The sequence below is a fragment of the Rhizobium esperanzae genome, assembly GCF_014197615.1.
In the GTDB taxonomy this organism is placed as follows: domain Bacteria; phylum Pseudomonadota; class Alphaproteobacteria; order Rhizobiales; family Rhizobiaceae; genus Rhizobium; species Rhizobium esperanzae_A.
In genome coordinates, this window is record NZ_JACIFY010000016.1 from 159,337 (window position 1) to 171,495 (window position 12,159).

Below are 12,159 nucleotides of genomic sequence, written 5' to 3' on the forward strand. Positions count from 1 at the left end.
GACGTCGGGTGGGGTTGCTCTTGGAGCAAGAGCAGCGATGTTTGGCGGAATGCGAACGCATTGCGCCTCCGTCTATCGCCTTGGCAACATTTACGCTCAGGCTCCGAAGCCCCTACTGTCAAATGGCCGCACTTCACGAACTCCGCCTCAATCTCGCCGCAATCGTTATAACATAACCGTAATGTTATTACATTGTAGGATCAGCCATGCTCCCAAGCCCCGATCGCCCCTCCGTCAGCCTGCTGGCCCAGTCGGCTTTATCAAGGGTGATCGGCATGGTCCTGGTCATTGCGCTTCTCTGGCTCGCCATTAATTGGGCGGTTCGCCTGCCATGACGCCGCTGATTCGTCTCGATAATCTGACCGTCGCCTATCACAGGCACCCCGCCATCCATCATGTTTCCGGCGCCTTCGCCAAAGGCAGCCTGACGGCGATTGCCGGGCCGAATGGGGCGGGCAAATCGACGCTGCTGAAAGCGATCATGGGCGAGCTTCGCCCCGCCGAAGGCAGGGTCGAGCATCGGCTGGGGCGGGCGGAATTCGGCTATCTCCCGCAGGCGGCCGAGATCGACCGGCGCTTCCCGATCTCGGTGATCGACACCGTCATGCTCGGCGCCTGGAAGAAAACCGGCGCCTTCGGCCGCATTGCGCCTGCCGAGGTGAAAAGGGCGGGGGAGGCGCTTGCCGCCGTCGGGCTCGAAGGCTTCGCGAAGCGCCATGTCGGATCGCTTTCGGCCGGCCAGTTCCAGCGTGTGCTGTTTGCCCGGCTGCTGCTGCAGGATGCCGGCATCATCCTGCTCGACGAGCCGTTTACCGCGATCGATGCCCGCACCACCAAGGATCTGCTCGATATCGTCAGCCGCTGGCATGGCGAGGGCCGCACCGTCATCGCCGTGCTGCATGATTTCGAGCTCGTCCGGGCGCATTTCCCGGACACCCTGCTGCTTGCCCGCGAGCTGGTCGGCTGGGGGCCGACCGCCGACGTCATGTCATCCGCCAATCTCATGAAGGCGCGCGCCATGGCCGAGCGCTGGGATGAGGATGCCGAGGCCTGTGGGCCTCAAGAGGTGCCGGCGGCATGACGGCCTACGATCTCTTCCTGGCGCCCTTTGCCGATTTCGGTTTCATGCGCCGCGCCCTTGTCGCCTGCCTCTGCCTCGGGCTCGGCTCCGGTCCGATCGGCGTCTTCCTGATGCTGAGGCGCATGAGCCTGATGGGCGATGCCATGAGCCATGCGGTGCTGCCGGGAGCGGCGATCGGTTATCTCGTCGCCGGCTCGCTGTCGCTGACGGCAATGGGCCTCGGCGGCCTTGTCGCCGGCCTGTCGGTGGCGTTGTTATCGGGCGCCGTCAGCCGCATGACCGTGCTGCAGGAGGATGCGAGTTTCGCCAGCTTCTATCTCGCATCGCTGGCGCTCGGCGTGCTGATCGTCTCGTTGCGCGGCTCGAATATCGATCTGCTGCATGTGCTCTTCGGCACCATCCTGGCGATCGATGCTTCGGCCCTTTATCTGATCGGCGCGATCACCACGCTGACGCTTGTCGTGCTTGCCGTCATCTACCGGCCGCTGGTGGCCGAATGTTTCGATCCGGGCTTCCTGCGCGCCGTCGGCGGCCGCGGGCCGGTCTATCATGTGCTCTTCCTGCTGCTGGTGGTGCTGAACCTCGTCGCCAGCTTCCAGGCGCTCGGCACGCTGATGGCGGTCGGCCTGATGATGCTGCCGGCGGCCGTCGCCCAGCTCTGGTCGCGCAGCCTGCCCATGATGATGGCGATTGCAGCCGCCAGCGCCGCCGCCTCCGGCTATCTCGGCCTGATCGCTTCCTACCATCTCGAACTCGCCTCCGGCCCGACGATCATCATGACGGCGGCGGTGATTTACGCCTTTTCCATTCTTTTCGCGCCCTCCGGCCTGCTCAGGCGCTTCTTTCCCCGCCCGCATTTGAAGGGCTGATCCCAAGGAGACTTCGATGACCTCGCACAGACTGCTTCTCTCAGCAGCAATCCCCGCTTTGATGGCGCTGTCGGCCGTGCCCGCCTCCGCGCAAACGCTGAAGGTGGTGGCTTCCTTCACCGTGCTCGCCGATGTCGTCAAGCAGGTCGGCGGCGACCACGTCAAGGTGACGAGCCTCGTCGGGCCGAACGGCGACCCCCACGAATTCGAGCCGTCGCCGGCCGACGCCAAGAATTTGAACGCGGCTCAAGTGACCTTCGTCAGCGGCGAAGGGCTGGAAGGCTGGATGGACCGGCTGATCACCGCCTCGGGTTACAAGGGCAAGCCGGTCACCGTCTCCGAGGGCATCGATGTCAGCACCATGGAAGAGGACGGCGAAAAAATCACCGATCCGCATGTCTGGAACAGCCCGGTCAACGTCAAGATCTGGGTCGCCAATATCGAAAAGGCGCTGTCATCGGCCGATCCGGCCGACGCCGCAGCCTTCAAGGCCAATGCCGAGAAATATACCAGGACGCTGGACGAGCTGGACGCTTACGCCCATGCGAAATTCGACGGCATTGCCGAGGATCGCCGCAAGGTGCTGACCAGCCATGATGCCTTCGGCTATTTCGGCCGCGAATATAATGTCAGCTTCCTCGCGCCGCTTGGCCTCTCCACCGAAAGCGAGGCTTCGGCCGCCGACGTCGCCAAGCTGATCGAACAGATCAAGACCGAGCATGTGAAGGCCTATTTCTTCGAAAATTCCAACGATCCGCGCCTGGTCAAGCAGGTCGCCAAGGCAACCGGCGCGGAGCCGGGCGGCGAGCTCTATGTCGAATCGCTCTCCGACGCCAAGGGGCCGGCGCCGACCTATGAGAAGATGTTCCGCTACAATGTCGACCAGCTCGCCGCCGCCATGGCGAAATCGAGCTGATAATCGAGGCCCTGGGGTCGTGCGCCGATCGTCGTCTATCAGGCACGTTCTCGACGGCGCTCGACACCCTTGGCGGCCAGAATATCGTCAACGGCAGCCGAAGCCAGAAACGCCGACAACTGCCCGGCGGCACCAGCGTCCCTTGAACCGGCGCTGATGCCGATGGCGAAGTCGATATAACTCTGGAGTTCTGCCGGAAACCGGCCGGCAAGCGCGACCTCGGGTGCGGCGGCGAGGATCGAGGTGACGGGAACGACTGCCAACTCGGCTTCCCCACGGCCGACCGCCAGCGCCGTCTGCCCTCCCGCCACGGCCACGAGCTTGGGCTTCACCTCATCGGCTATGCCAAGGCGATCCAGCAAATTCGAGAAGTAGCCACCGCTGGTTCCGTCGCTGGCGTAGGCGATGGATCGGGCACTCTTCAAGACATGTTCGAAGGCTTCGACCGACCCGATATCGAGCGGCCGGCTGCCGGCCCTGGCCGCCACGCCCATCCCTATTCGGCCAAACCAGACTTCACTCCCCGCTTCGACCTTGCCGGAGGCGGTCAGATCCCGAACCATGGGCGGATTGATGATGACGAGGTCGAAAGCGTCCCCGGCTTCGATCTGTTTCTTGACTGTCGGATTGACCTCCCACCTGGTCGCAACCGTCAATCCCGTGGCGGTTTCGAACCGGGGAATGAGAGCAAGGACAGCGGGCCGGACCGCAATCGCGCCAAAAAGCCGGATTTCCTGTTTCATGGCCCAACCTGAAGTCGGTGAAAACGATGTTCTCTACCATACGGCTCCAGTCCGCACGCCGCAATCGCCGCCCGCCCTCAGATATTGAGGTCGAAGACCAGGATGCCGGCAAGGCCTCCGTCCGTCGACGAGGCGATGCGTTCGCCGACGATCACATGTTCTGGATGGATGAGATAGGCATCGCGCGCCTCGGGGCTTTCGAAGGTGACGGCAAAACCGTCGACGAATCCTGCATGCAGTCCCTCGGGGGAAACATTCGGCCCGTATTTGATATCCAATATGCCGGGGATGACCTGTTTCAGGGCGACGATCGCTTCGAACAGCGACTGCTTGTCCTCGTTCGTCATCGCGGTTTTCAGCCGCAGGAATACGCAGTGCAGGATCATTCGTGGTCCTCCCGATTTCTGTGCCGGCAGAATAACGGCGAAAGCCGGGAGGGCAACGAGATTATTTTCACGCAAACGTTGCGGCCGCGACCCCGCCGGCCGCGACAGCGCGCAGATCACCCACAAGATCAACTGGCCGTGGCATCTAGGGCCACGAAAATCGATCGAAATCGAAATGAAGATTACATCTGATCGGTCGTGACCATCGGGCGCTTGTAGATCTTCTGGACAAGATCGCGCGACAAGGCGCGGGCCTGATCTTTCTCCGCCAGCGTCATCGGCCGGCAGGTGTTCCTCAGGTTGGAACCATCGAGCACCGTCGCAGCCCCGGAATTGGTGATGAGGAGGTGCCAACTGCAGGAGGCGACCCTGTCGATGCCGACGGCGCCATGGCAACCGGTGGAGAGGCAGAAGGCAACGGTCACCTGTGCGCCGTGATCGCCCTTATGCGCCAGATCCAGGGCTGTCTTGAAATCCTTGACCCACCGCTCGCAATGCGCCTGTTTTCCTCCCGGCTGGCAAGTCTTGGTGAGGGGCGTGATGTCGCCGGCCTGCAGCGGTGAGACGCAAAAAACACCCAACGAGAGGGTGAGCAGAAACTTGAGCATGGGATTTTCCTTGTGCAAGCAACGAGAGGCGCACATCCCAGGCCGTTGGTCAATGGTTCGTCGCAGGCGGTTGCAAATGCCCTGCATTCGCGTATTTCGAACCTATGCGCCTGCCGTCCAACGCCGGATAAAAGCGGATGGCAGAGGATGGGGTCATCCGGGCGAACGTCGCCGTTCTCGACCCCACGGCGCTCGGGCCGTCGATCGCCGTCTTCGTGGAGGTGGAGGTCATCAGCGAAGCTGAGACCGCCCGCCGCTCACGCCCGCTTGGTCAGCGGAAAGCGCTCCCGAAGCAGCCGCAGCACCGATTCCGACGGGATCGGCGGCCCGAACAGGTAGCTCTGTCCGTAGCTGCAGCCCATCTTGGCGAGTTCGATCGCGTCCTCGTTGGACTCGATCCCCTCGGCCACCACCTTCATCTCGAGTTCGCGCGCCATCGATATCACCGATCTGAGCACGGTCGCCTTCTTGTCGCTGCCGTCGCGCACCAGCGCCTTGTCGAGCTTGATCGTATCGAAGGGGAAGCGGGTGAGATAGGCGAGCGACGAATAGCCGGTGCCGAAATCGTCGAGCGCCAGCCCGATGCCGGCTTCCTTCAGCTTCTGCAGCACCAGCCGGGCCTGTTCCGGATTTTCCATCACCATGGATTCCGTCAGTTCGAGCTTGAGGCGCGAAGGCTGGCAATGCGTCTTGGCGAGAACCGAGCGCACATCGTCATAGAGCTCGTTGTTGAGCAGCTGCACGCTCGACAGATTGATCGACACGAAGATCGGCAATTCGCCGGTCTGGTTCTGCCAGCTCATCAGATCGTTGGTCGCCTGCTCCAGCGCGAACATGCCGAGCGGGCCGATCAGATCGGAGGCCTCGGCGATCGGAATGAATTCCGACGGCGGGATATTGCCGCGCTTGGGATGTTCCCAGCGCATCAGCGCCTCGAAGCCGGCGACCTCGACATCTTCCAGCCGGGCGATCGGCTGGTAGACCATCGACAATTCCTTGCGCTCGATGGCGCGGCGCAGATCCGTTTCCAGCTGCAGCCGGTCGGTGCCGAAGTCGCGGAAGGCCGGCTGGAACGGCTCGACGCGGTTGCCGCCGGCGCGTTTGGCCCTGTACATGGCAAGCTCGGCGTCGCTGAGCAGGCCGGTGGCGCTCTCCTGCCGGTCGACCCAGGAGGCCAGCCCAACCGAGGCCGTCAGGATGATCTCGCGATTGGCGAAGTTGATCGGCACCATGATCGCCTTGCTGATCGCATCGGCAAAATCGGCGACCTTGGCCGGATTGTGCTCGGAGACCAGAATGAGGCCGAACTGGTCGCCGGCAAGCCGCGCCAGCGTGTCCTGCGGCTTCAACAGCCGGCGCAGACGCCGCGTCAGCGCGATCAGGATATTGTCGCCGGCAGCGACGCCGAGCGCATCATTGACCAGCTTGTAGCGGTCGATATCGATCACCATCACGGTCGGGCGCAGCGTCTCGCCGCCCGGCGCCAGCGCCAGCACCGACTGCAGCCGGTCGAGGAAGACCTGACGGTTCGGCAGGCCGGTCAGATTGTCGTGCAGCGCATCGTGCAGCAGCCGCTCGACGGAGTTCTTCTGCTCGGTCACGTCGACGATCGTGCCGACGCAGCGGATGATCTCGCCGTTGGAGCCGAGCACCGGCCGTGCACGGATCAACAGCCAGTGGAAATGCCCGTCCTCGGCGCGGATGCGGAATTCGTGGTTCAGCCGGCCGCGGCGGTGTTCGAGCAGCACGTCGAGCGTGGCGCGGAAACGGTCGCGGTCGTCGGGGTGCAGCCGCGGCAGCCAGTTGCGCGCCGCCCCATGCATGGTGCCCGGCGAGAGGCCGAGCTTGACCGAGACGTCGGGGATGGTGACGACGCGGTCGCGCGCCACATCCCAGTCCCACACCATATCGCCGGAGCCGGTCAGGGCCAGCGATTGCCGTTCGAGATCGGAAAACAGTCCCTGCTGGAAGGCGCCGCCGGCAAAGGCGTGCTGCATGACGGTGAAGCCGATCAGAAGCACGATCAGCACCAGACCGCCGCCGAGCGCCGGCTGGATGATGTCGTTGTCGAGCCGGCCGGTGACGGTCAGCCACGCCCCGAACAGCCAGACGAGGGTCAGCGCCCAGGCTGGCACCAGCAGGATGGCGCGGTCGTAGCGGTTGAAGCCGAGATAGATGATCAGCAGCAGGCCGGTCGCCGCCGTCAGCGCAAAGGACAGCCTGGCGATGCCGGCGGCAATCGACGGATCGTAGATCGCCACGCCAAAGAGCAAGGCAAGGCCGAGCACCCAGGCAAGGGTGGCGTAACCGAGATGCGCATGCCAGCGATTGAGGTTGAGATAGGTGAACAGGAAGATGACGAAACTCGAGGCGAGCGCCACTTCGGCGCAGGCGCGCCATATTCGCTGGTCGGCCGAGGCGACGCTGATCAGCTTGCCGAGAAAACCGAAGTCGACGCAGATATAGCCGAGCACCGCCCAGGCAAGTGCGGCCGTTGCCGGCAGCATCGAGGTGCCCTTGACGACGAAGAGGATGGTCAGGAACACCGCCAGCAGACCGGCAATGCCGAGCACGATGCCGCGATAGAGCGTGAAGGCGTTGATCGTGTCCTTGTAGGCGTTCGGTTCCCAGAGATAGATCTGCGGCAGTTCCGGCGTCGACAGCTCGGCGACGAAGGTGATGACGGCGCCGGGGTTCAGCGTGATGCGGAAGACGTCGGCCTCGTCGCTCGGCTGCCGGTCGAGCGCAAAACCTTCGCTCGGCGTGATGGCGCTGATGCGCTGCGAGCCGAGATCCGGCCAGAACAGCTTGGAATTGACCAGACGGAAATGCGGCGCGACGATGACGCGTTCGAGCTGTTCCTCGGAAACGTTGGCAAGCGCAAACACCGCCCAGTCGCCCTGGTGGTTCTCCGAGCTTGCCCTGACCTCGATGCGGCGGCGGATGCCGTCGGCGCCGGCAGCCGTCGAAACCTGGAAAGCCTCGCCCTGGTTGACGTAGATTTCGGTCGTCGCCGTCAGGTCGAGCGCGGTATCGTCACGGGAAATCTTCACCGGTTCGGCCGCCTGGGCAGCGCCCGCCACCAAGGCGAAGGCCGCCAGCAAAAAGGCTGCGATCACCGCGATCACTCGTCCGGACGGTGATTTGGGCAGCATGCGGTCTCTGGTCATCGGCTGTCGGTTTTCCTGCCTTTATCCGTATCGGTGGCGAGACGTGAAAACATCACATGGTCATGCCACTGACCGTTGATCTTCAAATATCCGCGCAGATAGCCTTCCTGCTGAAACCCGGCCTTCTCAAGCAGACGGATGCTGCGCGCGTTATCTGGAATACAGGCTGCTTCGATACGGTGCAACTCAAGCCCGGTGAAGATGTAAGGAATAACCATTTGAAGAGCGGCGAACATATGCCCCTGGCCGGCATGGCGTTCGCCCATCCAGTAGCCGATCATGCAGCTTTGTGCCGCACCCCGCCTGATATAACCGATGGTGATGCCGCCGACGAGCGTCTTGTCTTCCTTGAGAAAGATGAACAGCGGGATTGCCTGGCCCGAGGCATATTCCTGCTTGCCGCGGATGACGCGGGCGCGGTAGGCGCCCTCCGTCAGCTCGTCGCGCCGCCACGTCGGCTCCCAGGGTTCCAGGAACCGGCGGCTTTCGGCGCGCAGCCGGTGCCACTGGTTGAAATCCTGGTAGCGCGGCAGGCGCAGGAGATATCTGTCGTTTTCCAGCTCGACCGCATCCGGCTGCCGCGACAGAAACCGAAAAACGGATTTTGGCATCGATCACTCCCGGCAGACAGACGTCGGCTCAGCTTGCCTGCAGCGTCTTCGACGCCGGGACGGAAAGCGAGGCGGTGATGTCTTCCATCGGTGCGAGCTGTTCCAGCGGCCCGATTGCCGAAAGCGTCGGCACCGTGTCGTAGAACAGCCGGCCGGCGAGATCCGTCAGCCGCTCGATGGTGATGCCCTCAAGCCGTTCCATCATCTCCGGATTGGAGATCGGCCGGCCGTAGAGCATCATCTGTCTTGCGATCTGGCCGGCGCGCGACGCCGGGCTTTCCTGGCCCATCAGCAGCTGGGCGCGGATCTGGGCGCGGGCGCGCTCGATTTCCTTCTGGTGGATCTGATCGGCGGATTTATGCAGCTCGTCGATGATGACGGGCACCAGTTCCGGAAGGTTTTCGCCGCCGGTCGCGGCATGAATGCCGAAGATGCCGGTGTCGGAAAAGCCCCAGTGGAAGGCATAGACGGAATAGCAGAGGCCGCGGAACTCGCGCACTTCCTGGAACAACCGCGAGGACATGCCGCCGCCGAGGATATTGGCAAGGATCTGCGAACAGTAGAAATCGCGGGCGTGGTAGGGTTTGCCCTCGAAGCCGAGCAGGATCTGCGCATCCATCAGGTCGCGCGGTTCACGCACGCTGCCGCCGATATAACGTGCCGCTTCCATGACAGGCGGAGCCGAAGGCGCAGTCGGCAGACTGGCGAAACGGTCCTCGACCATGCGGACGAATTCTTCGTGCTCGACGGCGCCGGTGGCGACCACGAACATGCGGTCGGTCGTGTAGTTGCGGCCGAGATAGGTGCGGATCTGCTGCGGCGTGAAGGAAACGACGGTTTCCGGCGTGCCGAGGATCGGCCGGCCGAGCGTCTGGTCGCGATAGGCGACCTCGGAGAAGCGGTCGAACACCACGTCGTCGGGCGTGTCGTTGGCGGCGTTGATCTCCTGCAGGATCACCTGCTTCTCACGCTCCAGCTCCTCCTCCTCGAAGGCCGATTCCGTCAGGATATCGGCAAGGATGTCGACGGCGAGCGGCACATGGTCCTTGAGGACGCGGGCGTAATAGGAGGTCGTCTCGGTCGACGTGGCGGCGTTGACTTCGCCGCCCACATCCTCGATTTCCTCGGCGATCTGGCGGGCGCTGCGGCGTCCCGTTCCCTTGAAGGCCATGTGTTCGAGCAGGTGGGCGATGCCGTGCTCGTCTTCCGTCTCGTTACGCGATCCCGATTTGATCCAGACTCCGAGCGCAACGCTTTCAAGGTGCGGCATGGTCTCTGTAACTACTGTCAGCCCGGATTTCAGCCGGGTGCACTCAACTGTCATTGGCTATCTTTCTGCGCCTGCCGTCGTCTCGCCGCGGGCGTGTTTGCCGATAAAGCTTTCTATGGCTTTCAGCTCCGGTTCGATGATCTGGAAGCGCTCCTCCCTGTGCATCAGATCAGCAAGCCACGTCGGAAGCGCCGGGTCAATACCGCAGGCCGATTTTACGGCGACCGGGAATTTCGCGGGATGCGCGGTCGAAAGCGTCACCATCGGCGTATTCGGCTTTTCTTTCTTGGCGGCGACGAAAACGCCGATCGCCGAATGCGGATCCAGCAGATAACCGCTCTCGGCATGGGTCTTGCGGATCGTCTCGGCCACCTGGCTCTCGCTGGCGCGGCCGGCCCGGAAATCGCGGCGGATCGCCTTCAGCGCTTGCGTGCCGATCTCGAAACCGTTGGATTGCTTGAGGCTTTCCATCGCTGCGCGCACCTTCGAGGCGTCGCGATCATAGGCTTCGAACAGCAGCCGTTCGAAGTTCGACGAGATCTGGATGTCCATCGACGGCGAGGTCGTCGCCTTGACCGCCTTCATGTCGTAGCGGCCGGTCTTCAGCGTGCGCGCCAGAATGTCGTTTTCATTGGTGGCGATGACGAGCCGGTCGATCGGCAGGCCCATGCGCTTGGCGCAGTAGCCGGCAAAAATATCGCCGAAATTGCCGGTGGGCACCGTGAACGAGATCTTCCGGTCCGGCCCGCCGAGCGCGACGGCGGCCGTGAAATAATAGACGATCTGGGCCATGATGCGCGCCCAGTTGATCGAGTTGACGCCGGACAGACGCACCTTGTCGCGGAAGGCCGCGTCGTTGAACATCGCCTTCACCAGGTTCTGGCAATCGTCGAAATTGCCTTCGACGGCGAGCGCATGCACATTCGAAGACGTCGAGGTCGTCATCTGCCGCTGCTGCACCGGAGAAACCTTGCCGTGCGGGAAGAGGATGAAGATGTCGGTGCGCTCGCGCCCCGCAAAGGCATCGATCGCAGCACCGCCGGTATCGCCCGAGGTAGCGCCGACGATCGTCGCCCGCTCTCCGCGTTTTTCCAGCGCATAATCCATCAGCCGTGCCAGCAGCTGCATCGCCACGTCCTTGAAGGCGAGCGTCGTGCCGTGGAACAGCTCCATGACGAAGCTGTTCGGGCCGGTCTGGACGAGCGGCGCGATCGCCGGATGGCGGAAGGTGCCGTAGGCCTCGTCGATCATCGCCCGGAAGGTGTCGTCGGGGATCTCGCCATTGGTGAAGGGCGACAGGATGGTGAAGGCGACCTCCTGATAGCTCTTGCCGCGCAGCGCCCGGATTTCCTTCTTGGAAAAGCTCGGCCATTTCGAGGGAACGTAGAGCCCGCCGTCGCGCGCAAGCCCGGTCAGGAGGGCGTCGCAAAAGCCGAGGGCAGGGGCCTCGCCGCGGGTCGAGATATAGTCCACGTTCGTCATCCTTGATTTATCGCTGGAAGAAATCCGGCCGGGCGCAGCCGTGGCGCGCTCTGCCGGAAATTGGAGAGGGGCTGCCCTTGAGGCGGGCCATCGCGGGTATCCTGTTGAAGTTGCCCGCATCCGGCGGCGAAAAGTGCATCAAAACGGTGCTTACCCAATCGATTTTTGTTTGCGCCGCTGATATAGACCATCGCAAACCGTCATGAAAGGCCTCGCGAAAAAGACATGGGGCCTCCAAGAAACGCTTGTACAAGGGATGGAATATGGTGCTCGGCAAGGTCTCGCGTCTCATCGTCTCCGCATCTGTTCTTGCCCTGCTCACCGGTTGCGATACGATCGGCCTAGGCGGCGACAGCAAACCGGCGGCGGCGGCCCAGCCGAGCGGCAACGCCCAGATCATGCCGCTGGCGCCCGCCAACCCCTCCTCGAACAATCCTTCGATCGGCACCGCCAAGACGGCGCAGGGCACCGTCGCCCCCGTCGTCCAGGGCGCCTGCCCGCAGATCTTCATGCGTGACCAGGATGCGATCTTCCGCACCTATGCCAAGGGCAAGAAGGACGATCCGCAGCAGATCGTCTTCCAGGCCTCCTTCGGCGATTACACCCGCCAGTGCTCGCTGAGCGACACCAACCTGACGATGACCGTCGTCGCCCAGCTGCGCCTGATCACCGGCCCGGCCGGCGCCCCCGGCCCGGTGACGCTGCCGATCCGCGTCTCGGTCGTCGACGGCGAGAACGTGCTCTATTCCGAGGTCACCAAATTCCCGACAGAAATCCCGGCCGGTGCCCCGGGCGCCCAGGTGATCTTCCGCAAGGACGGCATCAAAATGCCGGTCGGCGCCGGCGCCCTGGTCCGCGTCAACATCGGCTTCGACACCCAGCCGGCGAAGACGAAGAAGAACAGCTAAAGCCCTCCGCATCCTGCCCCGGCCCCTTGCATGTTCAATTAGCGCTGATTGTTGGATGATCGGTGCGCAGTCCGGCGGATGGCCATCCGCCGGACTGCGGACGGCCGGGACCGCA

Annotated in this window: 12 protein-coding genes and 1 pseudogene; 6 read left to right on the forward strand and 7 right to left on the reverse strand. The window is 63.2% G+C overall.

Annotated elements, in window-relative coordinates; all coding sequences use genetic code 11:
- Window positions 1-206: 206 nt before the first annotated feature.
- The 4 genes from GGD57_RS29410 to GGD57_RS21145 are packed head-to-tail and all read left to right on the forward strand — an operon-like array spanning window position 207 to window position 2,866.
- The gene (locus GGD57_RS29410) at window positions 207-335 is read left to right on the forward strand and encodes a hypothetical protein (RefSeq protein WP_281423766.1); all 129 of its coding nucleotides are present in this window, start codon (window positions 207-209) and stop codon (window positions 333-335) included.
- The gene (locus tag GGD57_RS21135; RefSeq protein ID WP_184472220.1) at window positions 332-1,081 is read left to right on the forward strand and encodes a metal ABC transporter ATP-binding protein; all 750 of its coding nucleotides are present in this window, start codon (window positions 332-334) and stop codon (window positions 1,079-1,081) included. Before GGD57_RS29410 ends, GGD57_RS21135 begins: the two co-directional genes overlap by 4 nt.
- On the forward strand, window positions 1,078-1,950 hold the full coding sequence (locus tag GGD57_RS21140; protein WP_184472221.1) for a metal ABC transporter permease: 873 nt from the start codon (window positions 1,078-1,080) through the stop codon (window positions 1,948-1,950). The genes GGD57_RS21135 and GGD57_RS21140 overlap by 4 nt, the downstream gene beginning before the upstream one ends.
- A 16-nt stretch (window positions 1,951-1,966) precedes the next feature.
- A complete protein-coding gene (locus tag GGD57_RS21145; RefSeq protein ID WP_184472222.1) occupies window positions 1,967-2,866 on the forward strand; it encodes a metal ABC transporter solute-binding protein, Zn/Mn family in 900 nt (299 codons plus the stop codon).
- Between the two features lie 38 nt (window positions 2,867-2,904).
- On the opposite strand, the gene GGD57_RS21150 is transcribed toward GGD57_RS21145, so the two are convergent.
- The 3 genes from GGD57_RS21150 to GGD57_RS21160 all read right to left on the reverse strand — a co-directional run bounded on the left by GGD57_RS21150 (window position 2,905) and on the right by GGD57_RS21160 (window position 4,603).
- Window positions 2,905-3,609 (reverse strand): substrate-binding domain-containing protein, encoded by a 705-nt coding sequence (locus tag GGD57_RS21150; RefSeq protein WP_184472223.1) that lies wholly within the window; start codon window positions 3,607-3,609, stop codon window positions 2,905-2,907.
- 77 nt (window positions 3,610-3,686) lie between these two features.
- A complete protein-coding gene (locus GGD57_RS21155; protein WP_184472224.1) occupies window positions 3,687-3,995 on the reverse strand; it encodes a Dabb family protein in 309 nt (102 codons plus the stop codon).
- Window positions 3,996-4,177: 182 nt separating this feature from the next.
- Entirely contained in the window at window positions 4,178-4,603 is a 426-nt protein-coding gene (locus GGD57_RS21160) for a hypothetical protein (RefSeq protein ID WP_184472225.1), read from the reverse strand.
- Between the two features lie 106 nt (window positions 4,604-4,709).
- On the opposite strand from GGD57_RS21160, the pseudogene GGD57_RS29285 reads away from it, so the two are divergent.
- Window positions 4,710-4,842 (forward strand): annotated as a pseudogene (locus tag GGD57_RS29285) (AsnC family transcriptional regulator); the annotation flags it as partial.
- 18 nt (window positions 4,843-4,860) lie between these two features.
- Here GGD57_RS29285 and GGD57_RS21165 read toward each other — a convergent pair.
- From GGD57_RS21165 to thrC, 4 genes are read right to left on the reverse strand one after another with little or no spacing between them, the layout of a single operon-like run.
- Window positions 4,861-7,773, reverse strand: coding sequence for a sensor domain-containing phosphodiesterase (locus GGD57_RS21165; protein ID WP_184472226.1), 2,913 nt, complete (start codon window positions 7,771-7,773; stop codon window positions 4,861-4,863).
- A complete protein-coding gene (locus GGD57_RS21170; protein ID WP_010067690.1) occupies window positions 7,770-8,384 on the reverse strand; it encodes a GNAT family N-acetyltransferase in 615 nt (204 codons plus the stop codon). Before GGD57_RS21170 ends, GGD57_RS21165 begins: the two co-directional genes overlap by 4 nt.
- A 28-nt stretch (window positions 8,385-8,412) precedes the next feature.
- Entirely contained in the window at window positions 8,413-9,708 is a 1,296-nt protein-coding gene (locus tag GGD57_RS21175) for a M16 family metallopeptidase (RefSeq protein WP_184472227.1), read from the reverse strand.
- 3 nt (window positions 9,709-9,711) lie between these two features.
- On the reverse strand, window positions 9,712-11,136 hold the full coding sequence (thrC, locus tag GGD57_RS21180) for a threonine synthase (protein WP_184472228.1): 1,425 nt from the start codon (window positions 11,134-11,136) through the stop codon (window positions 9,712-9,714).
- 263 nt (window positions 11,137-11,399) lie between these two features.
- Here thrC and GGD57_RS21185 point away from each other — a divergent pair, with 263 nt between their 5' ends.
- On the forward strand, window positions 11,400-12,044 hold the full coding sequence (locus tag GGD57_RS21185) for a hypothetical protein (protein WP_184472240.1): 645 nt from the start codon (window positions 11,400-11,402) through the stop codon (window positions 12,042-12,044).
- Window positions 12,045-12,159 lie beyond the last annotated feature (115 nt).

Bases quoted from the DNA above. Each gene is read 5' to 3' on its own strand.
- GGD57_RS21170 (WP_010067690.1), bottom strand. From the start codon at position 8,384: ATGCCAAAATCCGTTTTTCGGTTTCTGTCGCGGCAGCCGGATGCGGTC.
- GGD57_RS21140 (WP_184472221.1), top strand. From the start codon at position 1,078: ATGACGGCCTACGATCTCTTCCTGGCGCCCTTTGCCGATTTCGGTTTC.
- GGD57_RS21135 (WP_184472220.1), top strand. From the start codon at position 332: ATGACGCCGCTGATTCGTCTCGATAATCTGACCGTCGCCTATCACAGG.
- GGD57_RS21165 (WP_184472226.1), bottom strand. From the start codon at position 7,773: ATGACCAGAGACCGCATGCTGCCCAAATCACCGTCCGGACGAGTGATC.
- GGD57_RS21145 (WP_184472222.1), top strand. From the start codon at position 1,967: ATGACCTCGCACAGACTGCTTCTCTCAGCAGCAATCCCCGCTTTGATG.
- GGD57_RS21160 (WP_184472225.1), bottom strand. From the start codon at position 4,603: ATGCTCAAGTTTCTGCTCACCCTCTCGTTGGGTGTTTTTTGCGTCTCA.
- GGD57_RS21175 (WP_184472227.1), bottom strand. From the start codon at position 9,708: ATGACAGTTGAGTGCACCCGGCTGAAATCCGGGCTGACAGTAGTTACA.
- thrC (WP_184472228.1), bottom strand. From the start codon at position 11,136: ATGACGAACGTGGACTATATCTCGACCCGCGGCGAGGCCCCTGCCCTC.
- GGD57_RS21150 (WP_184472223.1), bottom strand. From the start codon at position 3,609: ATGAAACAGGAAATCCGGCTTTTTGGCGCGATTGCGGTCCGGCCCGCT.
- GGD57_RS29410 (WP_281423766.1), top strand. From the start codon at position 207: ATGCTCCCAAGCCCCGATCGCCCCTCCGTCAGCCTGCTGGCCCAGTCG.
- GGD57_RS21155 (WP_184472224.1), bottom strand. From the start codon at position 3,995: ATGATCCTGCACTGCGTATTCCTGCGGCTGAAAACCGCGATGACGAAC.
- GGD57_RS21185 (WP_184472240.1), top strand. From the start codon at position 11,400: ATGGTGCTCGGCAAGGTCTCGCGTCTCATCGTCTCCGCATCTGTTCTT.